18 protein-coding genes, 1 tRNA gene, 2 pseudogenes and 1 other annotated feature are annotated in these 26,847 nt (G+C 36.6%); of the genes and pseudogenes, 13 read left to right on the forward strand and 8 right to left on the reverse strand.

Annotation, left to right across the window (positions count from 1 at the left end):
• Window positions 1–767: 767 nt before the first annotated feature.
• Together F907_RS14895 and F907_RS14890 are read left to right on the forward strand one after the other, a co-directional pair.
• A complete protein-coding gene (locus F907_RS14895; RefSeq protein ID WP_016651363.1) occupies window positions 768–1,376 on the forward strand; it encodes a sortase family protein in 609 nt (202 codons plus the stop codon).
• A gap of 25 nt (window positions 1,377–1,401) precedes the next feature.
• Window positions 1,402–2,145 (forward strand): annotated as a pseudogene (locus F907_RS14890) (SEL1-like repeat protein); the annotation flags it as partial.
• 41 nt (window positions 2,146–2,186) lie between these two features.
• On the opposite strand, the gene F907_RS14885 reads toward F907_RS14890, so the two are convergent.
• A protein-coding gene (locus F907_RS14885) for an IS3-like element ISAba19 family transposase (RefSeq protein WP_087486619.1) occupies window positions 2,187–3,406 on the reverse strand; the annotation gives its coding sequence in 2 pieces (ribosomal slippage) (window positions 2,187–3,130 and window positions 3,130–3,406; 1,221 coding nt in all).
• Window positions 3,015–3,131: a sequence feature (AL1L pseudoknot), on the reverse strand. Its footprint overlaps the gene before it by 117 nt.
• 51 nt (window positions 3,407–3,457) lie before the next feature.
• Here F907_RS14885 and F907_RS14875 point away from each other — a divergent pair.
• From F907_RS14875 to F907_RS14865, 3 genes and pseudogenes are all read left to right on the forward strand, one after another.
• Window positions 3,458–3,952, forward strand: a pseudogene (locus F907_RS14875) (sel1 repeat family protein); the annotation flags it as partial.
• Window positions 3,953–4,317: 365 nt separating this feature from the next.
• On the forward strand, window positions 4,318–9,288 hold the full coding sequence (locus F907_RS14870) for a DEAD/DEAH box helicase (protein ID WP_016651366.1): 4,971 nt from the start codon (window positions 4,318–4,320) through the stop codon (window positions 9,286–9,288).
• Between the two features lie 16 nt (window positions 9,289–9,304).
• Entirely contained in the window at window positions 9,305–11,260 is a 1,956-nt protein-coding gene (locus F907_RS14865) for an AAA family ATPase (protein WP_016651367.1), read from the forward strand.
• Between the two features lie 451 nt (window positions 11,261–11,711).
• On the opposite strand, the gene F907_RS14860 is transcribed toward F907_RS14865, so the two are convergent.
• On the reverse strand, window positions 11,712–12,389 hold the full coding sequence (locus F907_RS14860) for a hydrolase (protein WP_016651368.1): 678 nt from the start codon (window positions 12,387–12,389) through the stop codon (window positions 11,712–11,714).
• Window positions 12,390–12,526: 137 nt separating this feature from the next.
• Between F907_RS14860 and F907_RS14855 the strand changes: the two genes are divergently transcribed.
• Window positions 12,527–13,447 (forward strand): LysR substrate-binding domain-containing protein, encoded by a 921-nt coding sequence (locus F907_RS14855; protein WP_016651369.1) that lies wholly within the window; start codon window positions 12,527–12,529, stop codon window positions 13,445–13,447.
• A gap of 10 nt (window positions 13,448–13,457) precedes the next feature.
• Here the strand turns inward: F907_RS14855 and F907_RS14850 are convergent, their stop codons facing one another.
• Together F907_RS14850 and ycaC are read right to left on the reverse strand one after the other, a co-directional pair.
• A complete protein-coding gene (locus F907_RS14850) occupies window positions 13,458–14,384 on the reverse strand; it encodes a LysR substrate-binding domain-containing protein (RefSeq protein WP_032861816.1) in 927 nt (308 codons plus the stop codon).
• A gap of 69 nt (window positions 14,385–14,453) precedes the next feature.
• Window positions 14,454–15,080, reverse strand: coding sequence for an isochorismate family cysteine hydrolase YcaC (ycaC, locus tag F907_RS14845; RefSeq protein ID WP_005275625.1), 627 nt, complete (start codon window positions 15,078–15,080; stop codon window positions 14,454–14,456).
• A gap of 282 nt (window positions 15,081–15,362) precedes the next feature.
• Between ycaC and F907_RS14840 the strand changes: the two genes are divergently transcribed.
• The 4 genes from F907_RS14840 (at window position 15,363) to F907_RS14825 (ending at window position 19,220) form a co-directional block, all read left to right on the forward strand.
• A complete protein-coding gene (locus F907_RS14840) occupies window positions 15,363–16,229 on the forward strand; it encodes a pirin family protein (RefSeq protein WP_016651371.1) in 867 nt (288 codons plus the stop codon).
• Between the two features lie 432 nt (window positions 16,230–16,661).
• Window positions 16,662–17,960, forward strand: a complete 1,299-nt coding sequence (locus F907_RS14835; RefSeq protein WP_005275630.1) for an FAD-dependent oxidoreductase — start codon at window positions 16,662–16,664, stop codon at window positions 17,958–17,960.
• Window positions 17,961–17,962: 2 nt separating this feature from the next.
• Window positions 17,963–18,790, forward strand: coding sequence for an SAM-dependent methyltransferase (locus tag F907_RS14830; protein ID WP_016651372.1), 828 nt, complete (start codon window positions 17,963–17,965; stop codon window positions 18,788–18,790).
• 7 nt (window positions 18,791–18,797) lie between these two features.
• The gene (locus F907_RS14825) at window positions 18,798–19,220 is read left to right on the forward strand and encodes a GFA family protein (RefSeq protein WP_016651373.1); all 423 of its coding nucleotides are present in this window, start codon (window positions 18,798–18,800) and stop codon (window positions 19,218–19,220) included.
• A gap of 9 nt (window positions 19,221–19,229) precedes the next feature.
• On the opposite strand, the gene F907_RS14820 is transcribed toward F907_RS14825, so the two are convergent.
• Both F907_RS14820 and F907_RS0117835 read right to left on the reverse strand, forming a co-directional pair.
• Window positions 19,230–19,305, reverse strand: a tRNA-Thr gene (locus F907_RS14820).
• 100 nt (window positions 19,306–19,405) lie between these two features.
• Window positions 19,406–19,732, reverse strand: a complete 327-nt coding sequence (locus tag F907_RS0117835) for a gamma-glutamylcyclotransferase family protein (protein WP_032861767.1) — start codon at window positions 19,730–19,732, stop codon at window positions 19,406–19,408.
• 376 nt (window positions 19,733–20,108) lie between these two features.
• Between F907_RS0117835 and dptF the strand changes: the two genes are divergently transcribed.
• From dptF to F907_RS14805, 3 genes are read left to right on the forward strand one after another with little or no spacing between them, the layout of a single operon-like run.
• Window positions 20,109–21,713 (forward strand): DNA phosphorothioation-dependent restriction protein DptF, encoded by a 1,605-nt coding sequence (gene dptF / locus F907_RS14815; protein ID WP_016651375.1) that lies wholly within the window; start codon window positions 20,109–20,111, stop codon window positions 21,711–21,713.
• A complete protein-coding gene (gene dptG, locus F907_RS14810) occupies window positions 21,713–23,026 on the forward strand; it encodes a DNA phosphorothioation-dependent restriction protein DptG (RefSeq protein WP_016651376.1) in 1,314 nt (437 codons plus the stop codon). Before dptF ends, dptG begins: the two co-directional genes overlap by 1 nt.
• On the forward strand, window positions 23,007–25,076 hold the full coding sequence (locus F907_RS14805; protein ID WP_016651377.1) for a DNA phosphorothioation-dependent restriction protein DptH: 2,070 nt from the start codon (window positions 23,007–23,009) through the stop codon (window positions 25,074–25,076). The genes dptG and F907_RS14805 overlap by 20 nt, the downstream gene beginning before the upstream one ends.
• On the opposite strand, the gene F907_RS14800 is transcribed toward F907_RS14805, so the two are convergent.
• Entirely contained in the window at window positions 25,030–25,497 is a 468-nt protein-coding gene (locus F907_RS14800; protein WP_016651378.1) for an adenine nucleotide alpha hydrolase family protein, read from the reverse strand. The genes F907_RS14805 and F907_RS14800 overlap by 47 nt on opposite strands.
• Window positions 25,498–26,619 carry a DNA sulfur modification protein DndB gene (dndB, locus tag F907_RS14795; RefSeq protein WP_016651379.1) on the reverse strand — a complete coding sequence of 374 codons (1,122 nt, stop codon included), beginning with the start codon at window positions 26,617–26,619 and terminating at the stop codon, window positions 25,498–25,500.
• Window positions 26,620–26,847: the final 228 nt, after the last annotated feature.

Consider the following 26,847-nt stretch of genomic DNA (forward strand, 5'->3'; position numbering starts at 1 on the left):
AAATACAGAAATACAGAAATACAGAAATACAGAAATACAGAAATACAGAAATACAGAAATACAGAAATACAGAAATACAGAAATACAGAAATACAGAAATTAATTATTTAGGTATATGAATTTTAAATTTTTTGTTTAACAAATTTGCAGTTAGATAATATTAATAAATTCTAATGTTCTTAAGATTTTTTTAGAGTAAGTTCACGATTTCGTTAGAAATAATAGATTCTAAATAAGAAAAAGTGATCGAATTTTAGATTTTAAAATATTTGACTGAGCGGCTGCTTAAAACTATCATTCCTTTGCTGACCTAAATTGTCAGTCGGTTTTGACAGGCCGTGGCGTATAGCGTACCTGATTCATACTTTTTCAAGTGTGGGTTTATGTGCGAAACCCTCGTGTTCCCCCTTTGCGGTAGAACGGGAGGGGGACGCTTCGTGCGTGCTGGTTCTATATGCCCAGTCTGTCAACCCCCTCTTTGTTCTACCACCATCATTTGACAGTGATTTGGTAGAACCTTTATTCGCATATAGGAATTTATCATGTCTCATTCATTTTTTCTCATTTGTGCCTCGCCACATGTTCAGCCTCATTATTTCAGACAATGGGGAATACAGAGCTAATTCTTAATTAGGTGTATTAAAAACAACATTTTTAAATAGAACAATTCATAAGGTGGATGGCTAAGTCACGCCTATAAAAAATACCTATTTTTATGTCCCCCTTGTGATTGTGAGTTATTGCATTAAACATGTGTGGGAATAACTATGACTGAATTAACGAAACCAAAAATCATTCCAATCGAAAACTACCCAAAGAAATCCAAGCTATTTTTAAAGTGTGTAGTCTTACCGATTGTGATCTTTTTAATTGTTGCCAAGATTTTTTCTTTTGGCGCTTTCGCCTATGTCTTCTTTGGCTTTGACCTATTCTGGTTTGTGATCATTTACTACCTATATCAATACGGAAATACCTACTTTGATGGGATGACCGAGCAGCTCAAACGTCAGGGTGAAACCTTTAATTATCAAAATCGTGGAGTCTGGATTAATAGCCAAGACAAGACCATCATTCTTTTTGATCAGCCTGATCAACGTTTAGTTAAATATCCTTTTGATTACATTACCTCTGTAGGTCATTACAACTTGGTCGAAGATCGCTTCAGAACCAAGACTACCGTGATCAGTAACCCGATGATGGGTACACATGTTAATCAGCGTGAACATCGAACACCAATGAAGCGTGAGTTCCAAGTCAATATTGGAACACGAGATCAATTTAAACCTAACTATAGCCTTAAGGTGCTGTTCCCTTGGCGTAGTCCAAAAATGGCAAGTGAAATCCGTCAGTTACTATCGGCTGATCATTATCAATAACAACAATATATAGGATAAGAATCAGATGAAAAAATTAATGCTCAGTATTGTTATGACTACTGGTATGGTCGTAACTAGTTCAACAGTATGTGCTGAAACCAAAAAAGTGAACCTGTCAGCAGGGTTAAACTATGTTCTGTCTCAAGTAGCAACAAAGGGAGATAACAACCAAAGTAACCATAATATGGGGATGCTTTACTACCTAGGTAAAAATGGCGTACCCATAGATCATAAAAAAGCTGCTGAATGGTTTTCCAAGTCAGCCGCTAATGGTTATGCCCCATCCCAGTACGCATTATCGGCCATGTATTTAAATGGAGATGGTGTGCCACAGGATGCAGAAAAAGGTATAGCCTTATTGCAAAGTGCTGCAAGGCAGGGACAACCTGAAGCAGTCAAGTTATACAATACATTGCAGGCTAAAGCACAACAGCTCAATACCACTCAAACGTCATCAGTACAAACAGCCACAACGGCTATTAAATACTATAATACATCCACGCTTGAGCCTAAAAACTTTAAGCAAGTGGTACTTCCTAACCTAAATACGGATACCATTGCCCGAAGTTTTTATAAAGTGACATCATCCAGAGAAAGAAAAAAAGATGATTATTGGGGAAGTGGCAAATATTACTATGTTAATAAGCCTAGTGACTTGGACGATCTCACTGACGCTGTGATCAGTATCGCCCCTATTTTTACATACCAAAATATGCAGGGCGAAACCCGTTATTTAGTCCCTGTAGAAGTGACTTTAGCAATCGAAGGCAGTGAACCGTACCGGGTTTGTCGGAGACTTTTTTATTTAAGTTAAGCCACCTGACCTAACGGGTTAATCTTATCATAGTACATTGCTTCAAACTCAAAAGGCGATACATAACCCAGTGCACTGTGTACACGCTTTTTATTGAACCAATCTACCCAGTTTAGTGTCGCAAGTTGTACATCTGCTAAACCTTGCCAATCTGCTTTTAAATATTCAATCACCTCTGTTTTGTATAAGCCATTCACCGTTTCAGCCAGAGCATTATCGTATGAATCACCCGTTGTACCGACTGATGCTCGTAAATTTGCTGCTTCTAAACGATTGGTATAGCGAATGGAAAGATATTGCACACCTCTGTCGGAATGATGAATCACATTCTTTGGCATGCCTCGATCATGCAATGCTTGCTCTAATGCATCAAGCACCATATCTGTATTCATCCGTGTAGATACTTTCCATCCAACAATTGCTCGTGAGAACACATCAATAACAAATGCGGTATATACCCAGCCTGAATGAGTTTGAATATACGTAAAGTCACCCACCCATAGTTGGTTTGGATGATCAGCATTAAAATTACGTTTCACTAAATCATCTGCCCGTTTTTGGTCATCTCGGTTACGGGTGGTTTGTTTATTCTTACCACGCCAAACACCTTGTATACCTAGCTTTTGCATCAATCGAGCAACTGTACAACGTGCAATAACATAACCCTCACGTTTCAATTTTTGCCAAACTTTACGTACACCATATCGACCTGAACTTTCTTTCCAAATTCGTTTAATTTGTTCAGCATGATACTCATCATGTAGATCTCGTTTCGCTCGATGTTCTGGATTGTCAGTGAGATCTAAAGTTCGGTAATAGGTTGAAGGTGCAATCGGTAAAATTCTACAAATCGCTTCAACACCATATCGATCTTTATTGTTATGGATAAAATCCACCATTATTTGTGTGGGCGGTCGAGCTCCGCCTGGGCGAAAAAAGCGGCTGCTTTACGTAGAATTTCATTGGCACGTTTTAATTCTTTAATTTCACGTTCCATTTGCTTCATTTTTTCTTGGTCAGATATCTGTTGTACTTTGGCAGGATTTAGTTGATCCAGATGCTTTAAATACCAAACACGCAATGTTTCAGGAGTACAACCGATTTTAGGAGCAATAGCTGTGATTGCTGCCCAAGTAGAAGGATAATCTTTTTCAGATTCAATTAGTAATTGAACCGCTCTTTCTCTAATTTCGGGGGTATAGTTTGGTTTTGTCATCGGGATAGTCTCTCAGAATATTGACTCTCCGACAAACCCGGTACGGTTCACAGGATAGAAACCTCACATACTACACGAGGTACTTTGGAATTATATCTCTTTAAAAAGTTGGGCAATGGACAATTCCAAATGGTTTCAAAAACAGCCCAAGGGGGAATTGAAAGTATCGAGGGATATGGTCGAACCTCATGGAACGCCCAAGAGTTTAAGAGGAATTTACAAGCTTTTGGAAACAATACACTAGGAAGCTACACCATTGATGGTTATGACGGTAATGGTTATGGGGAAAGCGTATGGTCACTGCTTCTGTTAAATGAAGAAAGCTATATTGTTGAACAAATGTTTGACGAGGGAAAAGTTTCAGAACAACCAGAGTACGGCTATTCTTCAGCAATCAAAGTTAACCAAAATGGACAACCATTTTATCCATTCCAGATTCATTATAAAGGGACGGATTTGAACGACAATGATCGGAAGGTTACAATAAATAAAATTATAATTTATCAGTATGATAGCAAGAGTAAGTTGTATTCGAAGCAGAAATAATACTCCTAAATTTGAATAGATATATTGATGTCTATCCTCCTATTTCTATGTGCTAGGAATTGGAGGAAGTTATGAGAACGAGGAGACTTCAGGGAGTATTCAACAAATTAGAAATGATGGTGATCGTACTGACTTTTTTATTCATTTGGAAAGTATCTTTCAGGTAGATAAAGTAGGCAATAAGGCTAGAAATATGCTCAACTAACTATTCACTTTTTTCATATAACGTTCTTGTTTCGACTACTAAAAAAACTGTAAAACCTCATATTTTCAAATGCTTTTTTTAAAAATATGTTAAATTTTACATCAATATATTTTTTAAATTTAAGTGATAAAAGCACTTTATAATTTGGAGCTTGGTCTGAATGTCAGCTTTAACAAATTTACTTCAATCGATTGAAAAAATTAGCCTTACAAATAGAGATAAAGGTACTTCATTTGAGAATTTGATGATTCAATATTTCTTAAATGAACCTAAATATGCCGAAATTTATACAGAAGTTTTGTCATATTCTGATTGGGTTGAAAAGTACGGTGAAAAGTTAAAAGTTACTGATAAACGTGACTATGGTATTGATCTTATTGCGGTAACTATTGATGGTGAATTTCATCCAATCCAGTGTAAAAATTACAACACTACAAAAATTCAGAAGAAAGATATTGATAGCTTTTTAGGTGGCTCTGGTAAATCTTATTTTGCGTATCGCTATATCGTAGCCTCAACGGATGATTGGACTGATAATGCTAAATCATCTTTAGTGGATGCAAATCCACCTGTTGCAACTATTTCATTATTAGATTTAGAAGGCAGTTTAATTGACTGGTCACAGTTTAATTTTGATTCAAATGTGAAGCCTATATTTCGTAAAAAAAATAGTTTAAGAGATCATCAACGTCCCGCATTGTCGGCAGTCAAATATGGATTAGCTGAGGCAGATCGTGGCAAGCTTATTATGGCCTGTGGTACGGGTAAGACCTTTACCTCTTTGCGTATTGCTGAGGAACTGGTAGGTCGTGGTAAAAATGTATTGTTTCTAGTCCCTAGTCTTGCATTACTTAGTCAAACGCTTGATGAGTGGACTCAACAAACATCATTAGGTATCCGCAGTTTTGCAGTTTGTTCTGATAGTGATGTTGGTAAGAAAAAAGATGATGACAATATTGTAGTCGGGATTAGTGACTTAAAATTCCCTGCTACAACCAATCCCCAAAGTTTAGTTAAGGCATTTAAGGCAAGAGATTTATTTAAACCGAATGAAGCGAATGAGGACATGAATGTGGTTTTCTCAACCTATCATTCAATTGATGTCATTGCAGAAGCTCAAAAAGCAGGATTCCCTGAATTTGATTTAATTATTTGTGATGAAGCACACCGTACCACAGGTGCAACTTTTGAGGGAGATGATGAATCCAAGTTTGTGCGTATTCATAATAATGATTATGTACAAGGTAAGAAACGTCTATATATGACAGCTACTCCTCGTATTTATGGTGATACAGCTAAAGAAACAGAAGGTGTGACACTTTGCTCAATGGATGATAAATCGCTGTATGGTGAAGATCTATATGTCATAACATTCTCGCAAGCAGTAAAAATGGGCATTTTATGTGACTATAAGGTAATTGTACTTGCTGTTGAAGAAAGTCATATTAATCGTCAATTACAAGGCTTATTAAAAGACGAAAATAACTCTCTAAAAGTTGATGATGCTGCAAAAATTGTTGGCTGTTGGAAAGCTCTCGCTAAACAAGGTTTATATAATCCAGATGGCACAGTTGCAAAGCCAATGGAACGTGCGGTTGCCTTCTGTCAAGTGATTGAAAAAGAATATAAAGGCAAAAAACATAAAGTTAGTTCTAAGCAAATCACGGAAATGTTTAGTGCTGTTGTTGAAGCATATCAACAAGCGGAAATGGATCATTTATACAGAACAGAAGAATATCCATATATTGATCCATCATTAAAACTTAATTGCGAAGTTAAACATGTTGACGGAGGGATGAATGCAACCGAGAAGAAAGATAAAATCACTTGGTTGAAAGAAACAGCCCCTGAAAATACTTGTCGTATCCTGTCTAATGTGCGCTGTTTATCAGAGGGTGTAGACGTTCCGTCACTTGATGCAGTTCTTTTCCTAACACCTCGCAACTCACAGGTTGATGTTGTGCAATCTGTTGGACGTGTCATGCGTAAAGCTGATGGTAAGCAACTTGGTTATGTCATATTACCTGTAGTGATTCCTGCGGGTGTTGAGCCTGAACAGGCGTTAAATTCTAATGAAGCCTATCGTGTGGTATGGCAAGTACTTAACGCTCTACGTGCGCATGATGACCGCTTTGATGCGATGATCAACAAGTTAGAGTTTAATGGCAAAGACGTATCTCGCATGGAGGTTATTGCGGTTGCTGATAAGGTTGTTAAAAAGACTAAAAAAGCCAAACCAAAACAAGGTGACGATGAAACAACGACTACAGGTTTAAGTGATGGAAAGAAACAAAGGGCCAAAGCACAAGCCAAAGGTGGTTCATCTATTGGTACAGCAGAAACCCCGCTACCAGTTCAAGAGGAAATGGTATTTGAAGTTGGTGAGATTGAACGTGCTTTATATGCCAAGATCGTAAAAAAATGTGGTAATCGTCATCATTGGGAAGATTGGGCAAGTGATGTAGCGAAAATTGCTAAAACTCATATTGACCGCATTCAAGCTATTCTTGAAAACTCGGAAAATACGAATGAAATTACCGCTTTCAATGAATTTGCTCATGAATTACGTGATGATTTGAATAACAGCGTATCTGATGCTGAAATCATTGAAATGTTGGCACAACATTTAATCACCAAACCAGTTTTTGACGCCCTATTCAAAGATCATAGCTTTGCTGAACACAACCCAATGAGTTTAGCAATGCAAAAGGTACTTGATGCCCTCAATGAGCATCATTTGGATAAAGAAGTAGACACGCTTAATTCATTCTATGAATCAGTGCGTATGCGAGCAGAAGGAATTAATACAGCCGAAGGTAAGCAAAGTATTATTTTAACGCTGTACGATTCATTCTTTAAGAATGCCTTTCCACGCATGACTGAAAAGCTAGGGATTGTTTATACCCCTGTAGAGGTGGTGGATTTCATTATTCATAGTGTCAATGATGTACTGAAAAGCGAATTTGGTAAAACCTTTGCTGATGATAACGTGCATGTACTTGATCCATTTACAGGTACAGGTACATTTATCAATCGCTTATTACAATCAGGTTTAATCCCTGCGGATCGTTTGATCTACAAATACAAAAATGAAATCCACGCCAATGAGATCGTTTTATTAGCGTATTACATCGCATCAATTAATATTGAAACCGTGTATCACGATCAGATGAAAGTGATTAATCCTGAGCTAGAATATACACCATTTGAAGGGATTTGTTTAACCGACACCTTTGAAATGTACGAAAAAGAGGATTTAGTTAGCAAAATTTTAATTGATAACAGTGCACGACGTAAACGCCAAAAGGATCTTGATATTCGTGTGATTATTGGTAATCCACCTTATTCATCAGGTCAAGAATCTGCAAATGATAATAATGCGAATGTTGCCTATCCCCATTTAGATGAACGCATTAGAACAACCTACGCAGAATATACAACTTCCACCAATAAAAACTCACTTTATGATTCATATATTCGTGCAATTCGTTGGGCGAGTGATCGTATCAAAGACTGTGGTGTGATTGGTTTTGTAACCAATGGTGGTTACATTGATACGAATTCTGCCGATGGTTTACGCAAATGTTTGGCTGATGAATTTAGCTCATTGTACTTCTTCCATTTAAGAGGCAATCAACGCACTTCGGGCGAGCGTTCACGGCAAGAAGGTGGCAAAATCTTTGGTGGTGGTAGTCGTGCACCGATTGTGATTGCAGTATTGGTTAAAAACCCAAAAGTAAAACAATATGGTCAAATCTATTTTCATGACATCGGTGATTATCTAAGCCGTGAAGACAAATTAGAGAAAATTTCTGATCTAGTCAGTATTAATGGCATTACTGCAATTGATGGTTGGACGAAAATTACACCTGATGAACATAACGATTGGTTAAATCAGCGTGATGATAGTTTTAGCGGCTTTATTGAGATTGGAAATAAGAAAGATAAATCTAAAATAAGTTTATTCTTGAATTACTCAAGAGGTGCAGAATCAGGTCGCGATGCTTGGGTATATCAAAGTAGTAATGAGAAGTTAAAACATAATATAGAAAGTATGATCAACTTTTATAATAATAATCTAACAAATGGCAATAATCCAATAATGGATACAACCAAGATCAGTTGGACAAGTAGCTTATTATCTAGTTTTGAAAAAAAGAATAACATAACATTTGATGAAAGTCTTATTCGCTTTTCAATTTATAGACCATACCAAAAACAAAATTTATATTTTGGTGGTGGATTAATACATCGTGTCGGTCAGATGCCTCAAATCTTTCCAACATCAGATACGGAAAATTTAATTTTATATATAAGCGGTAGCAGTAGTAGCGGTAAAGATTTTTCTGTAATTATCACTAATATTATTCCTGATTTAAATATGCAACATTCAGGAGGACAAGGTTTCCCACTTTACCTTTACGAAGAAACTACAGTAAAAGGCAATGGTGCTGACCTATTTAACCATGCTCAAACCAAAACAGCAGATGGAAAATATATTCGTAAAGATGCCATTAGTGATGAAGGGCTAAAGCATTTCCAAGATGCCTACCCGACTGAAACGATTAGCAAGGAAGATATTTTCTACTATGTGTATGGCTTATTACATAGTGAAGATTATCGTAGTCGTTATGCTGACAACCTTACCAAAGAGTTACCACGCATCCCATGCGTGAAAAAAACTGAAGATTTCTGGGCATTCTCTAAAGCAGGGCGTGATTTGGCACATTGGCATTTAAACTATGAAACTGTAGAGCCGTATAAAGCTAAATTGGACTTGGGTGGTAAATCATTAAAGCAGCTAGCAGATAAAGACTTCTATGTGACCAAAATGAAATTCCCAAAAAAGGATCAAAAGGATACGGTGGTCTATAACAATGCCATTACCATTCGTGAAATCCCTATAGAGGCTTATGACTACGTTGTGAATGGTAAGTCAGCACTTGAATGGGTAATGGAGCGCCAAGGTGTTTCTACGCACAAAGACAGTGGTATTGTAAACGATGCAAACAATTGGGCAATTGAAACTATGGGTGATGCTAAATATCCATTGAATTTGTTTTTACGTGTGATAAAGGTAAGTTTGGAAACAATGAAGATTGTCAAAGCTTTGCCTAAGTTGGATATTTAAATTCAGGGGATAACTAATGATTAAACTTACAAATATTGAAATTCTAAAATATAAATCATTCACGACACCTCAATCCGTACATATTGAAGATGATATAACTGTACTGGTTGGAATGAATGAATCAGGAAAAACCTCTATTTTAGAATGTTTAGCAAAAACTAATTATTTTGAAACTGATGAGAAATTCAAGTTTAATCAAACACTAGATTATCCACGTAAAGAATTAAAAAGCATTAATAAGTCAGATGAAAATCCTAATGCTATTATTTGTAGGTATAAACTTTCAAAAAAACTTATTGATTTTATTGAACACTTATTAGGAAAAGGTACTTGGCAGGGAAAAGATGAGATTACGGTGACAAGCTCTTACAAAGATGGTGCTACTCTAATCAGTGGTGTTTCGATAAATTTTGAAGCTTTTTTAAAACACTATAATCTCTCTAGTATTAATGACAGTCTAAAAAAAGAGCTTAAATCAACCTTAACTATATCAGAATTTGATGAATTACTAACAAGATTTCCCGAAGATTCAGACAAGTTAGAACCCTTGAAAAAATATTTTTTTAAAAGTTCTACATGGAACAGCTTTATTGAAAGATATGTTTATACTAGTTTAATAAAAAAGCATCTACCAAAGTTCATTTATTATGATGAATATTACCAACTTCCATCCAGAATTGTACTAGAAAATTTTTTAGATGAGGGTGTGGAACTATCGGATGATCTAAAAACAGCAAAAGCACTTTTAGATTTAGCAGATATAAATATCAATGATATTATTAATACAGATGATTTTGAGGATTTTATTGCAGAATTAGAAGCAACTGAAGCTTTGATTTCTGACACATTATTCCAATATTGGTCTGCAAATCAGGACTTAAATATCGAGTTTAAAATTGATAAAAAAACAGCTACTGCTCAAAGACACGTAAATACAAATTATGGTAATGCAACAACAGTCGATACAAATATTGTTGAACATGTTTTAGACATTCGTGTAAAAAACTCAAAAACTAGAGTTTCTTTACCTCTCCAGAATAGAAGCAAAGGGTTTAATTGGTTTTTTTCATTCTTAGTTTGGTTTAATAAAATTCAAGCTGATTCAAATTCAAAATATATCCTACTCCTAGATGAGCCGGGTCTTAACTTACATGCAACTGCCCAAGCAGATTTACTACGTTTTTTAGAGAGTTTAGTTGATAAATATCAAGTTATTTATACAACTCACTCACCATTTATGGTAGAAACAACGAAATTAAATCGTGTCAGAACGGTGTTTAGTGACTCCGATAGCTCTATCGTTAGTGATAGTATTCAACAAAAAGATCCTAATACTCTTTTCCCTTTACAAGCTGCTTTAGGATATGATGTTGCACAGAATTTATTCATTTCTAAAAAGAATCTACTAGTTGAAGGGGTCTCGGATTTACTATATTTAACCACAATTTCAGAATATTTGAATGCGAATAACAGAACTGGTTTAAATGAGGATATTACAATTGTACCTACAGGTGGCTTAGATAAAGTTGCTAGTTTTATCTCATTACTTCGAGGTTCAAAACTATCAATTTTCTGTCTTTTAGATTCATTTACTGATCAAAAGTCGCAAGCAAGATTTGATAGTCTAACTATACAAAAAATTATATCTGATAAAAATATAAAATTCTTTCATGATTATCTTGATAATAGAAAAAAAGCTGATATTGAGGATGTTTTTACCGTTGATGAATATCTTCAACTATTTAATATTTCTCTCTCATCTACCTATACTGAAATTAAGGTGGAAGAATTAAGTACAGAAATTGAAGATATATTATCAAGAATCAATAAAGTTATTAAAAAATCTAGATTTAATCACTATTTGCCAGCAAAAGAGTTCGCTAGTAACAAGGATTTTGTTAACAACCTTTCAGAAGCTACTTTATCAAGATTTGAAACTATCTTTAAAGAGGTCAATAAAAATCTCAAATAGTCTTGGCTTAATAGATTTACCTGATAGGGTAAATCTATTACTTTAGTCAGTGCATTATTTAATCTAAACCTGTTCATACTAAAATATTTTGTGGCTTCTGCTTTGCTAGTTTGAGAAACTCGTAAAATAGCTTGTGCCTTTCTAAGATCTTTTTCAGGTATCGATAATTTGCGTTCATGATTGGGTCTTGTTGCTCTTTCAATAAAGATCTATCAAAGTTTGCTTTTTTATATTGAGATGTCTTTCTGAAATATTAGTTGCATTGATTGGCAAGAGATAATTTTGTTAAGTTTTAAAAATTAAATTTAACAAAATTATTAACATTTTTTATTAATGTATTGTAATTTAATATTTTATTTATTACTGGTGTATATATCCGTTTTGAGGCTTCAGGTTCAGCATAAAAAAAGGCATAAAACTGAGTTTTATGCCTTTTTTGTTGGACTCGGTTTTATCGAGCAGAGTCCAAGGTTTCGTGATTGGCTACCACTTCTTGCGCTTTACTATAACTTTCAATCAGCAACTGATAGGCAGGGAAGATCTGGGTATAGACCTGTGCCCATTCTAGTGCATCGTCACGATTCCAAGTACGCTGAATTTCAGATGCCACGGCAGCAGTATCCATTGGCACCACGCCTGCTTGTACCACACGGGCTAAGGTGATTTCTTCTGCCATTTTGCTATAGGTTCCAGAAGCATCAATCACGGCAAACACTTTATAACCTTCGGCAACGGCGCTGATCGCAGGGAAGGCCATACACACACTGGTAATGGTGCCTGCAATAATCAGGGTGTTACGCCCCGTGGCTTTGACCGCTTTGACAAAGTCTTGATTATGCCATGCATTGATTTCACCTTTACGTGCCACATATTGGGCATGCGGAGCATTGGCATGGATTTCAGGAATCAAAGGGCCATTGGGACCTTGTGGTACAGACGCCGTCGTGATCACGGGAATCTTGGCCAAACTCGCAATCTTGGCCAATGCAGCTGCGCGTTGGCGTAATTCAGGCATTGGCATATCACCGACGGTTTGGAATAAACCACTTTGGTGATCAATCAACAGCATCACGGCATCATTGACATCGATAACAGGTGCTTGACCATTGAAGTTTGCTGGTATTGTCATTGTTGTATCCTCATCATGTCTTAGGGGGTATAATTGATGATATAGACATGACGATGGCTGAAAAATATATGATTTAGGATATATTGTCATGTCAAAAAAACAATTAACACCTCCATTCACAGATCGAGCAAATAAACATGAAAGATTTAAATGACTTATATTTCTTTGTTAAAGTGATCGACTGTGGGGGTTTTTCAGCAGCCAGCCAAGAATTGATGGTGACCAAATCTTTACTGAGTCGTCGTATTGCCGAACTGGAAGAACGACTTGGGGTGAAGCTGATCAATCGAACCACCCGACAGGTGTCGATTACTGAGGTCGGTAAAATTTATTATCAGCATTGCAAGGCCATGTTGATTGAAGCGGAAGCCGCCGAGGAAGCGATTGAATTCTTAACCGCTGAACCGCGTGGCTTGATCAAGCTGTCTTGTCCGACCAATTTATTACATATCAATATCAGTCCAATGCTGAATGAGTTTTTGCAGCTCTATCCCAAAATCAGCCTGCATGTAGAAGCCACCAACCGCCGTGTCGATTTGATCAATGAGCGTTTTGATCTGGCGATACGGATTCGGCCTTTACCCTTGGCTGACAGTGAATTGATTGTGCGAGAACTGGCTTTGGCACGCCAATTGATTGTTGCCAGTCCAGACCTGTTACATCAGTTTTATTCAATCCATGAGCCACAACAACTGACGCAGTTCCCTGTGTTGATGATGGAATCCTTTGCACCTGAATATGCTTGGCAGTTATTTTCTCAAGATCAGCAAGAATTCAAAGTTCAGTGTCATCCACGACTGACCACCACCGATTTGACTGCGCTCAGGGAAGCCACGCTGCAAGGCTTGGGCGTGGCGAAATTACCTGAATTGATGGTGGCTGAAGATATTAAACACGGGCGTTTGATTCATGTGTTGCCTGAATGGCAGCCTAAGCCTGAGCTGATCCACTTGGTCTACACTTCTAGACGAGGCTTATTACCGTCGATGAAATTATTGATCGATTTTCTGGTCAAGAAATTTGCTGAGCTGAAGCAACAGAATTCGGTACTCTATTAAAAAAATGGGGCTATAAGGAATAGCCACTGTCAGTTTTTGCCAATTCTCGCAAACCCTCCATCAAGCTTTCGATCAGCTTTTCCACCACCAAGCGTTGGCCTTTGCGTGAGGCATAGACCAATTGCACGGTACCCCGATTGGATTTCCATTCAGGTAAGAGGTGAATCAGTTTGCCTTTTTCAATATCGCTTTGTACTGTCAGATAGGGGAGATCGGCAATGCCAAGTCCATCATGGACCGCATAATAGACCCCAGCCAAATCATTGCTCTTGACCCGCGGTTGATAAGGCACATCGACAGTGTCATCACTGTGGATATGACATAAATGCCAATAATATTGATGTTTCTGAATACCCAAGGCGACGCTTGGGTAGTGCTGTAGTTCTGAATAATGGCGAATGCTTCTGCCTTCTAATAATTCGGGCGCAGCGACTAGACAGTGCTCGGTGCGAATCACATCGCGCACAATTAAGCTGGAATCCTGATTGGGTTCAAAACTGGTGCGGATGGCGATATCAATATCATCATGCAGTACATCGACCCGTCGACTGGTGAGCTCTAAGGAAATTTCAACTTTGGGGTAGGCTTTTAAAAATTGATTGAGTAATTTCCGAATCTGGAAATGCATCATCAAGGGCGGACAACTGATTTTAACTACGCCTTGCGGTTCATTTTTTTGTTTGAGCAAGACATTTTCGGCACATTCGACCTGTGCAATCACTTTACAGCACTCTTCATAAAATTCTTGGCCCAAATCCGTGACTTTAAAATGACGGGTGGTACGCTGGATCAGGCTGACATTGAATTTATGTTCTAGCTCAATGATACGACGGCTGAGTTTGGATTTACTGATATTTTCAGCTTCGCTGGCGGCACTGAATCCGCCATGTTTCACGACCAAGTAAAAATAATGAAAGTCATCAAATGAGTTGATCAAGGCCAATCGAATCCGATAAAGATGAAAAGATTAGGATAGCATTAACAATCCTAATCTTAATATGCGCATTTATTTTTGCGTGGTATTTTGTGCGTAACTGTTCATCAGGTTGCGATAATCAGGAATGTGATTCGAGAATAAAGCGCCTAAACCCTCAATATCATTACGCCAGTCACGATGTAATTCGCAAGCCATCCCAAACCATGTCATCAGCTGTGCACCGGCTTGTGACATCCGATCCCATGCTGCATCACGGGTTAAGGCATTGAAAGTTCCAGAAGCATCCGTAATCACAAATACCTCGAAGTCCTCTGCCAAGGCAGATAAGGCAGGAAAAGCCACACAGACTTCTGTGACCACACCCGCAATAATCAATTGCTTTTTGCCTGTGGCTTTGATGGCTTTGACAAAGTCTTCATTGTCCCAGGCATTGATTTGACCGGGACGGGCAATATAAGGAGCATCGGGAAACATCTCTTTCAGTTCAGGTACCAGTGGGCCATTCGGGCCATTTTCAAAACTGGTGGTCAGAATCGTAGGTAAATTGAAGTACTTTGCGGCATTTGCCAATGCCAAAACATTGTTTTTAAATTTGTCTGGATCAATATCCCGAACCAAGGAAAGTAGACCTGTTTGATGGTCGACTAAAAGCACCGCAGCATTGTCTTTGTCTAGGCGAACGTAGTTCTTAGCCATAATAGTATCCTCATGTTTTTGTAAAAAAAGTTTAAAAGATCGATATTTTTCATCTTGCTTGAAATGATGCTAATTAAATTTTAATGCGGGATGAAGTCTAAAAATGAGATAAACAATATCAAAAATAGGATGATTATTAAGATCTTGCGATTAATTCCATTTTTAGAATTAGATTGTCCTATTTGTAGAATAATGTGTTGCCAATCTGATGCTATAAGCATCGAGGCTAGAGGGGTAAAATAAGCATCAAGAACAGAACTTCTACCCTATAGGAGAAACCAAATGAAAAAAATTCTTGGTGTGTATCAAAACAAGCACATGCACTGGGTGGGTGATGGTTTCCCAGTCTATAACTTGTTTTCCTATGACCGTTTAGGTCAAAGCATTAGTCCTTTTTTGTTGTTGGACTATGCGGCACCGTACCGTTTTGACCCAACCACAGTACAGCATGGGGTGGGTTCGCATCCGCATCGTGGCTTTGAAACAGTGACCATTGCCTATCAGGGTGAAGTCACCCATAAAGACTCGAGTGGCGGTGGTGGAACCATTAAAGCGGGTGATGTGCAATGGATGACCGCAGGTGGCGGGATCTTGCATCAGGAGTTCCATTCTCCTGAATTTGCCCATCATGGTGGTTTGTTTGAAATGGTACAGCTTTGGGTCAATTTGCCAGCGCATTCAAAAATGACGCCAGCAAAATACCAAGCCATTGAAGCGGATCAAATTCAGCATATTGCACTGGATGACGCAGGCAGTGAAATGCGGGTAATTGCAGGTCAATACCAAGACACTGCAGGTGCAGCAACCACCTTTAGTCCAGTCAATGTCTGGGATGGTAAAATTGTTCAAGGTCAAGCGCATACGTTTTATGTACCTGAAGGGCAGACCACGTTGTTGGTATTACTCTCTGGTCAGGTCATCTTAAATGATAACCAAAGCATAGAAGCACCAAGTTTGGTGGTCCTTAGCCGAGAGGAAATTGACTTTAGTATTCAGGCCGAGCAAGACAGCAAATTCCTGATTTTGACGGGTCAACCGTTAAATGAGCCGATTGAAGGTTATGGACCGTTTGTCATGAACAGCAAAGCTGAAATCGTCGAAGCAGTTCGTGATTTCAATAGCGGTAAATTTGGTTCGATGCATGCTTAAGTATTGAATTAAATCAATGATCTATATAAGAAAGCCTATCACTCCTTTGGAGTGATAGGCTTTAGCTGTAAGGGTCCTCTATTGATTTTTTTAATATTATGTCACTTATAATTATTCAGCTTGTTATGTGACTTTATTCTCGTTGTTGTCCAATAAACATAGCACCGTTTTGGGGCCTTGCAAAGTGGATAACGTGCTGAAAATGAAAAAATATAGAATGTTCTGTATATTTTTTTGGCCTAAAATGTAATAAGTTCATTTTTTTCATTGTGTTAAGTTTAAAATGCAAATTGTGATAAAATGTAACAGAAAAGTAACAACGATATTACGACAAAACTCTGGCAGAAGGCTTGAATCTGGTATTTTTTAATACCGTGTTTCGCTGAACTATCAGTCATAATCAAGAAAAACATCAACTGATGGGACATAATTTTGGATATTGCAATTATTGGCAGTGGAATGGCAGGACTTGCCTCAGCCAGAATCCTACATGATGCCGGGCATAAAGTAACCATATTCGAAGCACTCGCAGGGCGAGGCATGGATAGTCATAGTATTGATTTTGATGGTGGTATTATTGATGCACCCTTAAGGGTCATGAATCCAAAACTTTGGCAGAATACCCTAAGTTTAGCCAGCTATTTAGGCATCGAAACTTTTCCAGTCCGTACCTTTATGGCTTGCAGTTGGTTATTTGAAGATAAAACCGATACATGGTTGACCACTTCACGCAGCCGTATCGGCAACTTCCCGATTATCAATAACCGTAAAGGGATTCAGCAATATGGCTGGCGTCTGGTTAAAGGTATGCTGCAACTGAAAACCGCGGTACATCAATTCTTTAAATCAGACAATCAAGACATCACCTTGGCCGAGTTCATGAATCAGTATCATATTGAGGAAGTGTTCTGGCATGGTACGGTGATGCCAGTGCTGTATACCATTTGTACGTGCCATCCCAAAACCATTGGTGAATGGCCGGCGAAACCTTTACTGGAATTTATCCGTCAGTTGACCGAAGGTGAAGCGTTATTGCGGATGAAAGGTGGAACGCCTGCACTGGTCAATCGCTTGATTGAAGGCATCGACATTCATAGTGGTTCGCCTGTTCAAAAAGTGGAAGAACAGGGTGAAAAAGTGCTAGTTGAAAATGCACAAGGCGAAAGCCAGTTGTTCGACCGTGTAGTGATTGCGACACCGACCCCAGTGATTGAAGATTTTCTCAAGCAACCACAATTTGCCGATGATATTGCCTTGCTGAAAAAATTCCGCTTTGAGCAGGGTGATTTGGTGATTCACACTGATCCAATTGTGATGCCACAACGCCGTAAAGATTGGGCGGTATTGAGCTATATGATGGATCGTAAATTTACCCGTCAGCAATTTACCGTGTGGATTAATGCAATTGAGCCGAGCTTGGTGGGTAAAAATGCCGTGTTCCAAACCTGGTGTCCTGTCATTGATATCGATCCAAAGAAAGTGATTTCCAAAGTCAAACTCACGCGTGCAGTGGTTGATTCAGAAACTGTGGCCTTGAATAAACAAATTCAGCAGCGTCATCTGGATTTAAACCGTAAAGTGTTTTATTGCGGTTCATGGTCATGTGATGGTTTGCCAATTTTAGAATCTGCTGTGACCTCAGCCATGCATATTTCTGAAATCTTAGGTGCAGCCGTACCTTTTGTTGGATTAAAACCAAAAGTCAAAGTTGCGCCTGAACTCGGTTATTAAGCATGACCACCTTCAAGCAAGCGCTGATCGAAAAAGTCATTGGGCATAAATATGCGATTGATGCCAAACGACTTGGTGATGATGCATGGCTTGCTTGGAGTAATTTAGGCTTTTGGCAAGGCCAATATGAGAGTTATCCACAGGCCTGTCGAAGTCTGGCCGATCAAATTGCGCAATCGATTCAACTGAAATCCACAGATCGTGTTTTAGATCTCGGCTGTGGACAAGGTGCCAGTTTATTGCACTGGCTTCAGCATTATCACATTCAACAACTCAGTGCAGTTGAGTTACAGCCGGATTACGTCAAACGAATTCAAAAACAATTACCGCAAGTGCAAATTCATTGTGGATCTTTTTTGAATTTAAAAGCACTGCAACTTTTGAATTCATTTGATGTGGTGCTGTGTATAGATGCGGCTTATCACAGTGATTTGAATTCATTTCTTGATTCGACATCCGTAGTTTTGACTTCAAAAGGACGAATCGCGTTTCACATCTTAATATGGTCAGATACTTGGCAGCAGTGTTCTGCTCTACAAAAACAAAAATATCGCTATCTATTAAAAAGTGCGGATGTGAATTGGCAGTATCTGATGGATCAGCAGCAGCTTGCGCAGACTTTAGCGCAGCATGGTTTTGGTGAAATTCAAATTCAGGATTTTTCCGAACCTGTATTGAATGGTTTTGCCGAATATATCGAAACACGAAAATCTAAAAAAACCGCCTTTGATTTGGCTCAACTCAAAATTGAGATGACTGCCAAGTTGTGCCGAAAACTCTACCAAGATGGATGGGTGCGTTATATTCAAGTCAGTGCAGTAAAAAAGTGAGAACAAAATGCCAAATCAATATAAAGGTTCATGCCTGTGTGGGGCAGTGAGCTATCAGGCCGAGGTTGCGCCACGTTATCGTTTTAATTGTCATTGTCGTGATTGTCAGAAAGCCACAGGTAGTGCTTATGCACCGATTGCTTTCTTTCATCAATCTGAACTAAAAATTAATGGTGAACTCAAGTATTTTGAGTCTTTGGGATTATCTGGCAAGCCGATACGCCGTGCATTTTGCCCCAATTGTGGCTCGCAAATGTTTGGCTTACCCGAACTCGTGCCCGAAATGATTTCAATCCGTGCAGGAACACTGGATGATCCAAATCTGTATCAACCGCAAGCAGAATGTTTTGTGAGTCATGCAAATGAATGGGATTTATTAAATCCGAATATTTCGCATTTTGAAAAAATGATGGGGAAGAAAAGAGAATAAAGCGAGAAATGGTGCCGGCACACGGATTCGAACTGTGGACCTACTGATTACAAGTCAGTTGCTCTACCAACTGAGCTATGCCGGCAACGTGGCGAGAATTCTACAGAATCTAATTAAAAAAACAAGCGAAAAAATAAGCAAACAGATAAATTTAATTGAATCAGCAAATTTTCGCCAATTTTGATTTATGTGTTGAGCGCATAAACAAAGGAATCAATCACTTCACCCGTGCTTAAATGCGCTTTAACAGGGACACGTTGATAGCCTGCACCCTCGAATTCATCCAGTGCTTGCCAGTGTTGTTCTAGGTTGTCTGAGAAAAACACAAAGCCAGAGACCTTTTGATCTGTTTGTTCTAGAACAATACCTGGAAAGCCCAGTTCAGCGCCCCAACCTTGTTGTTTGAGTGTGCCAAATACATGTGCGTCTGCCCATGTACCACCAATATTTTCCATAATATGGGCATTGGGACGGTTAGGCCCTAATGTGCCGTAAACAAATAAACTGAGCATAGTGAAAGCGAGGAAAGTAAAGTATTGGGAAAGGTGCAGATAGTGGATATGGAAGTTAATGAATGTATTGAATTTGCTAAGCAGGCTTATATGGTATTTCATCAAGCTATTTGTGAAATCAAGGAAAGCCATTAATGGCTTTCCTTGATTAGTGACCAACTTAATTGAAGTTGGTTACTAATCTAGGGAGAATTTTTGCTCTTTAATTTTTTGTTTTAGAGCTGAATTTATAAAAATTAGTGACTGTAATCCTAACAAACAGAAGTAAATTAGCCAAAAGGTAAAGATTATTAGCTCACTATGGATGTGATTTTGTGGTAAATTAAATGAATTTAGAATATAAAATCACTATTAATCAATAGTATGGTGGGGTGTTATGCAATTTATTAATGCATTAGGTGTATTATCAAAATCTTCATCATATGCAGTGACTACAGAAAATGATCTTGATAAAGACTTAGTCAAATTAAAAGAAAGTTTATATGTGGCAATGCCAATTGAGCAGGATCTATTTGATTTGTTGGGAAAAATAACTAAAAATACAAAAAAAGTTGTTTTTCTGTGTGGAAGCAGCGGTGATGGTAAGTCAGAATTACTTCTTCGAGCTAAACAAAAGTTTGATAATTCTCATATCAAATTTCATTTAGATGCTACACATAGTTTTGAACCGCATGATACAGCGATTGGGACCTTAAATAAGGTTTTTAAAGAGTTTGAAGCAGGGAACCATTCTTTAGTAATTGGCATCAACATTGGGATGTTGGGTAATTATGCTGAAGAAGCAGAAAATCTTTGTATAAGTGGAAAACTTAAGAAATATTTAGAACTAAAAGAAAAGTCAGATGATTTCAACTTTATAAATTTTGAAGATTATCCAAAGTTTGAAATTACTGAAGATGGGTACAAAAGTGAATTTATTACTAGGCTTCTGCATAGAATTACTTGCCCATCATCTGAACTTTATCAACTCTTTCTAAAAGATGAGCTTGAGGGGTTAAACAGTGCAGATCAGTTTAAATTCGTCAATTACAAATTACTATGTAACGAACAGGTACAAAAAGTACTGGTTGAATTATTGTTAAAAATAAGATTATTTAGAAATCAATTTATTACAGCAAGAACATTCTTAGATCTGGTTTATGAGTTAATTGCAAAAAAAGATTATTTATTTAACAATTTATTCAGTTGCAATGAAAACGAAATTTTAGAAAAAACAATTGAATTTGACCCATCTCGATTGAGAACAAAGACGATTGACCGATTTGTGATAGGTTATGAGCTTGATAGCCTACCAAATGATTTTTATAGTTTTAAACAAAAACTAAAAGCTGAGTTAATGATTGATGATTTAAATGACTCTAAATCTTATATAAGATTGTTTTATATATTAAAGTATTTAGATCTAGGGAATAATTATCATAAAAAATTTACTGATAATTTTGCTGAAAAATTACTCTTGAATTATTTAGATGTTTATAGACACCATATTTATTATGGTCCGGCTAAGTCAAAATCTACATTGCGAAACTTTTATAATAAAGAACTCATTAATGCGATTAGAGGATATATTAATAAAAAAGCACCTTATTTAAGGGATGATCAATTTTTAATCTCGGAATATGGTGAATATAAGGTAATTTCTCATTTAAAACTTGGTCCTGATTTTTCTGCTATAGAGAAAAATCAGTCTAAAAATAGTAAGGGCTTTTTTGATGTTTATATTCGTATTAAGGATTTTTCAGAGGAAGAAAGTGATCCTACAGTACAGTTTAGTGTAGATATTAATTTGTATGAACTATTAAGCAGGCTTAGAGCTGGATATAGACCAAATAAAAATGACAGAAGTGTGGTTGTTATGCTTAATGAAATTGTGAATAGACTGTTTAATTTTGCCAACAAGTCTAATCAGATTAATTTTAAATCTATTTCTAATGAAATTAAATTTATTCGTGAAGATGATTGTATAGAGGTAGAATATTGATGATGAGTTTGACAACTGATCTAAAGCCAACAAGTAATAGTATGGCTAGCTTTTACCCTATCAGCACTAATGAAAATAGTAATGACTTCAATTGGGAGCATGTAACAAGCTTATTTTTAAGTGAGTTATACGGATTGTTAGCAGAGAAAAAATTAAATAAGTTTGAAGAGGATTTGCAGAAATTTCATACAAACTTTGAGCAAAATTTCAAAAATGAAATCCAAGATCAACAGGCTTGGGCAATGGTCAATGATATTTATTTTTTAAAAAATAATATTGCTAAGATCTCACCTAAATTACGTATTTTTTCATTGTCCGAAGATAATCAGAATCTATCAGCCGAAAAGCGAATAGTAAGTCTCTTAAAAACTTTATTTAAAAAAGATGTTATTTATAAAAATGATGTAAATAATCTGAATTTTATAGAGCAGAGAATTTATGAAACATTTGAAAATTCTTTTCCCAGTCGTTTACCAGATTATGAGGGATTATACTCTTATCTACCACAGCTTTCTAATATTTTTGCTAAAGACCTAATTTTTTTAACAAATTATTCAAAATATTTTTTAGAAAATATTCAACTATTTTTGGAGTTGTATACATTCTTATATACAGCTCAATTGTCTATTGTAATTAATGGTTGGAAAGAGGCTGATGAGCCACATATCAAAGACTGTTATTTTATATTAGACAGCGAAAAAGCAAGCCGAGAGAGAGCTTCATTACAAAGAAGCGGCTATAAGTTAGTAGAAAAAGGATTAGATTCGATATTTCCGACTTTAGCCCTCTGTGAAAGTTTACAGAATAGTGAAGGTCAAAAATTTCCTTTATGGAAATTAGTAACGCAGTTAAGCGATGCTGATCTTGAAAACTTAGAGTATTATTATAAAGCATTTGCTGAAGATAGACGTCTAACAATAAATAGTAATGAATTTGATGATGTGGTTTCAGCACTTGATGCCTTACAACATTTATTCAAAGCGCAATTTGCAAAAGGTGAAACGAGAGCAAGTCGAAATTCAAATGTTGTCCGTGCAATAAAAAATATTGTTTTAAAACCTTTTATGCAGACTAGGGGAAGTGCTGGTACGGTATTTGTACTTACTCAAGAATACTTGCTGTTATTAACAAATTTAGTGATTGGTCATAGAGAGAAGTTACGCTTATATGATGTTATTACAGAATTGGAATGTCGAGGGATTTTCTTTGATAAGGAAAGTAGAAAAGCGTTAGTTAGTTTTTATGAGCGTTTAGGTAATGTTGAAAAAATGAGTGATAGTGGGGATGCAATCTATGTCAAAAAAACAATATGAGGATTTTTTGGTCGAATTATTTTTTGACTGGGCAAAAAATTACTTAAGCATCGGTGAGAAACTCCACTTTAAATCTCCAGACGATAAAAATAGCCTTGAACTTTTCAAAGCTTTTTGTCATAAATCAAAATCATCATTCTATTTAGATGATGAAGAAGTTAAATATTTCTTAATAAATGATTTTAAGGTTATTCCAGTGCTTCATTCTGATGATGCTCCTGGGTACACAGAAAATTATATTTCTTATTTGAGAGATCATGTATCAAGTCAAATAGGGAACTTTAAAAATTCTATTTTACTCATCATACATAACTCATCTTTAGACACCTTAAATAATTCATCTAAAGATTTAACTTTAGCAGGTAATATTTGGAATACTAAAGCAATTTATGAGGCTTTATTAGGGTTTATAAATGAAAGCTCTTTCAAAGATCATGAAATATCTAAACACCTTTTGAATCATCAGTTTGAGTTGATTTGTGCTGATGGCGCCACTATGTTCGGCTTTAGAGAACTATTCAATGCTGTTCAAGATGGAAATATTGAGTTTAATGAACTTGGCTATTTAAACGATTCTGCGTTAGGAAGTTGGGATGAGTGTAATATTAATCAAATTGAAAAAAGGCTCAATGAAAATAAAAGACTCAAAGAAGATATAGAATATATTATTGAACAATTTCCAACAGAATATGTTGAAAAACTAGTTGATTTAGATTTCAGTGAAAAATTTATTGAGAAATTTTTCTCTAATGATGATTTAGAGTCGTGGAAAAAGACTTTAGATTTTGGTGAATGTCAGCAAGAAAGAGAAAAGAACTCTGTAGATCTTATAGAGTTTTCTGAATTGAATACTTATGAGGTAAAAAGATATCACCGAACCAAAGGAGCTACTTCCCAAAAAAGTAGTTCTGCCAGTCGTGAGCATCATTTGATTTTAGAAGTTGCCCCTAATCAAACATTCATAAACTTTGATGTTGTATTCATAAAGGGGCAGCTTTCTGAAGATGAAATAAAAATATCAAATAAATTTAAGAAGTTTTTAAATTTTAGAGTTAATAATCGCTCTATTAAAAAGACAGTTATTAGTTTAGAAACAGAGTTTGATGGAACACCCAAATATCTAAATTTTGAAATTAAAAGATCGAAGCCGAAAGAGTGTTTCAAATTTAGAGTACTATTAATTCCAGAAAATATTTTCTCAGTGAGTTCATTTGAGGATAAGTTTCTTATAGTACCCAATAAAGAAATGATCATTCTTGAGACGGACCAATCCGAATTCACTTTCGATTCATCTATTAGTACAACTTACCCCCTGTCTGAATGTGGTGAAAGTATAGATACAAACAAATTCGGTGCTGTAGATTTTGATAATCTACTAAATACAGAAGAACAAGTTAATTTTATTTTAACGAGAAATGAGCATACTTTAACTTTTGAGATACAGGGTATTCTTTCAGTCTCAAGCCTAAATCTACCTCTAATTTTTAACTCGGAATCTTATCAAAATTTCTTTGATGATCAAGTTTTTGGGGTTTACAATGCTAAAAGCTCAAGAATATCCTTCTCAGGCCGAGAATATCGAACTAAGAATGAATATAAAAAGTTACTAGAATTAGAAATAGAGCTTGTTTCACAAAACGTATTATCTACGAATACTATTCGTGGTGCTGAGATTTTGATTGATGATTTAGCAACTACTTATCCTGCATTAAGCATGGCTTATACGCAGCTTTATAATTATTTAAAAGATAAAAATACAACTTTAAGTTTAGTTTCATGGGGTAAAGAATTTAGGTCACTGGTGAATCGAGTAGTTACAGAATATGTAGAACTTATTCATGCAATCCCTACTGAGAGAATGCTTTCAGATGGGTCAAAAACTCTAGTGAATCTTGGGTTCTGTGAGTTAGATGGGGTGGAATATATTACTCCATTTCATCCATTAAACCTTTCCTATTTCTTAAATTTAATAAATGAATGTTTAAATGATTCTACAGGTTCTTTTAAGACCTTACATGCGACAACTCTAAGGCGCTTACCCGTTGCGTGATGAAGTCATTTGCTGGTTCAATCTTTAATCGTTCTGTACACCAGCGGAACTTATTGCTTGGAGCAGGATAACCGCGGCCAATTAAGTTGACCCAGAATGAGCGTTCAACTCGTGGGCTTACTTTTTGAACAATAAAAGGCATGCCTTGTTCATCAGATTTTTTCTGAATGCTTTCCAGATTTTTGTCGATATAACGAACGATAATAGGAGTTTCAACCAATGTATCTGAACTAATCACGTACACGGGTTTTTGTCTCTTCTCCGTGGGAAGTAGAGCTAGAGCATTCCAAACTAACTGTAATGCACAGGTAGAATCTTTACCACCAGAGTATCCTACGACCCAAGGCCGCTGATCAGAAAGATAAACTTCTTGAATTGATGCATGAATATCTTTAAGTGAGTTGGTCTCAAAAAAACTCATTTAGACCATCTCCTCAATGTTTGCTACTGTTTCGTGTTTAACTTTAAAAGAGTTCATTAATATATCTTCAACTCTTTGTGATTCTATACTCAACGGGATTCCTAAGACTTTTTGAATGTAATTGGTCACTAGGACCAAATTGTTACGGGACTTATTGATTTTCCCAGCGACCAAAGCACGACTATCCCATACAGCCAAATTACTGCGTGACCATTCAACATGAATCAGTTTGCAAAGATGATTTTGCCAATCTTGAGGATATTCCTTCAACAGAATATTGCCAACTCTTGCAAGTGCCTGTAAGGCGATACCATGAGCATGAATATAGTTTTGTCGCATTTGATAGGCTGTCGTTTTGCCTTCAATTAGGTCAAGCCAAGCAGGAATATATTGTATTACTTCTTTCCAAAATTGAGTGGCTATTTCTATAGCATCCTCTGTTCTAATATCTGAATTTTTGGATGTTAATAGTTCTTTTGTTGCTTGATGTATTGAACTAAATGTGAAAACCTTGGTTGAGCGGTGAGAAATGCTCGATTTTTCAAAATCAGTAAACTGTTTAAATAACGGTATAGTATCAATCACAGATTTTGTAATATGTGTTTGCTCATCCCTATGGTTAAACAATAATTTAATTGACTGAGCAGGTTTTACTGCGTGCATATTAAGGTCAGCAAAAATTTGTTGAGAACGTTTTAAACCTTTATCAGCATAAATCACTACTGAAATAGTTTCCTCACCCAAATAAGGCTTTATTTTTATAGCTTCTTCAATTGCAGCACGTCTGTGTTGTCCATCATTAATAAGAACCGTTGCATCCATGGAAATTTTGAGTTTCCCCATGTTATTGGAGAATTCATTAGGTTTAAATTTAACCTCTCCATCTACACACGCGCACAGAGAAGACATAATGTATTCCTCTGGGTTCTCTATCATGTAACGACTAATTTGAGGAATGCGTGCTTTATTGAGAGTTCGCTGAGCTCGAAGTGGGGCTGGTAAAGATTCATCATCAAATTTAAAAAACTTAGGCACAAATTTGAGTGGCACCATAATGACATAAAATGCTGAACGTGCTTGTAACCCTTGCATTGCAGCGAATTCAAACCAATTGCCATCCATAATATTACAACTTTAATTGAAACCTAAACTCAAATGATCATATCACGGGACGTTTATCTTTTCTATTTGGACGTTTATTATTTTAAATTCTATGGTTGGATCTGGATAATATATTTAATAAATATAAATTCTGAAGTATGTTTTAAAGAAAGGAGGAGTTTTTTCGGTATCAATAAGATACGGAAGAAATTTTTGATTGTTTCCTGAACTTAACTTTTTCAGCTGTAA

The sequence above is a fragment of the Acinetobacter colistiniresistens genome (assembly GCF_000413935.1).
Classification (GTDB): domain Bacteria; phylum Pseudomonadota; class Gammaproteobacteria; order Pseudomonadales; family Moraxellaceae; genus Acinetobacter; species Acinetobacter colistiniresistens.

Excerpts from the sequence above, each read along its gene's own strand:
- F907_RS14865 (WP_016651367.1), top strand. The coding sequence starts at position 9,305 with ATGATTAAACTTACAAATATTGAAATTCTAAAATATAAATCATTCACG.
- F907_RS0117835 (WP_032861767.1), bottom strand. The coding sequence starts at position 19,732 with ATGCTCAGTTTATTTGTTTACGGCACATTAGGGCCTAACCGTCCCAAT.
- F907_RS14855 (WP_016651369.1), top strand. The coding sequence starts at position 12,527 with ATGAAAGATTTAAATGACTTATATTTCTTTGTTAAAGTGATCGACTGT.
- F907_RS14860 (WP_016651368.1), bottom strand. The coding sequence starts at position 12,389 with ATGACAATACCAGCAAACTTCAATGGTCAAGCACCTGTTATCGATGTC.
- dndB (WP_016651379.1), bottom strand. The coding sequence starts at position 26,619 with ATGGATGGCAATTGGTTTGAATTCGCTGCAATGCAAGGGTTACAAGCA.
- F907_RS14840 (WP_016651371.1), top strand. The coding sequence starts at position 15,363 with ATGAAAAAAATTCTTGGTGTGTATCAAAACAAGCACATGCACTGGGTG.
- F907_RS14870 (WP_016651366.1), top strand. The coding sequence starts at position 4,318 with ATGTCAGCTTTAACAAATTTACTTCAATCGATTGAAAAAATTAGCCTT.
- F907_RS14830 (WP_016651372.1), top strand. The coding sequence starts at position 17,963 with ATGACCACCTTCAAGCAAGCGCTGATCGAAAAAGTCATTGGGCATAAA.
- F907_RS14800 (WP_016651378.1), bottom strand. The coding sequence starts at position 25,497 with ATGAGTTTTTTTGAGACCAACTCACTTAAAGATATTCATGCATCAATT.
- dptF (WP_016651375.1), top strand. The coding sequence starts at position 20,109 with ATGCAATTTATTAATGCATTAGGTGTATTATCAAAATCTTCATCATAT.
- F907_RS14805 (WP_016651377.1), top strand. The coding sequence starts at position 23,007 with ATGTCAAAAAAACAATATGAGGATTTTTTGGTCGAATTATTTTTTGAC.
- ycaC (WP_005275625.1), bottom strand. The coding sequence starts at position 15,080 with ATGGCTAAGAACTACGTTCGCCTAGACAAAGACAATGCTGCGGTGCTT.
- F907_RS14895 (WP_016651363.1), top strand. The coding sequence starts at position 768 with ATGACTGAATTAACGAAACCAAAAATCATTCCAATCGAAAACTACCCA.
- dptG (WP_016651376.1), top strand. The coding sequence starts at position 21,713 with ATGATGAGTTTGACAACTGATCTAAAGCCAACAAGTAATAGTATGGCT.
- F907_RS14825 (WP_016651373.1), top strand. The coding sequence starts at position 18,798 with ATGCCAAATCAATATAAAGGTTCATGCCTGTGTGGGGCAGTGAGCTAT.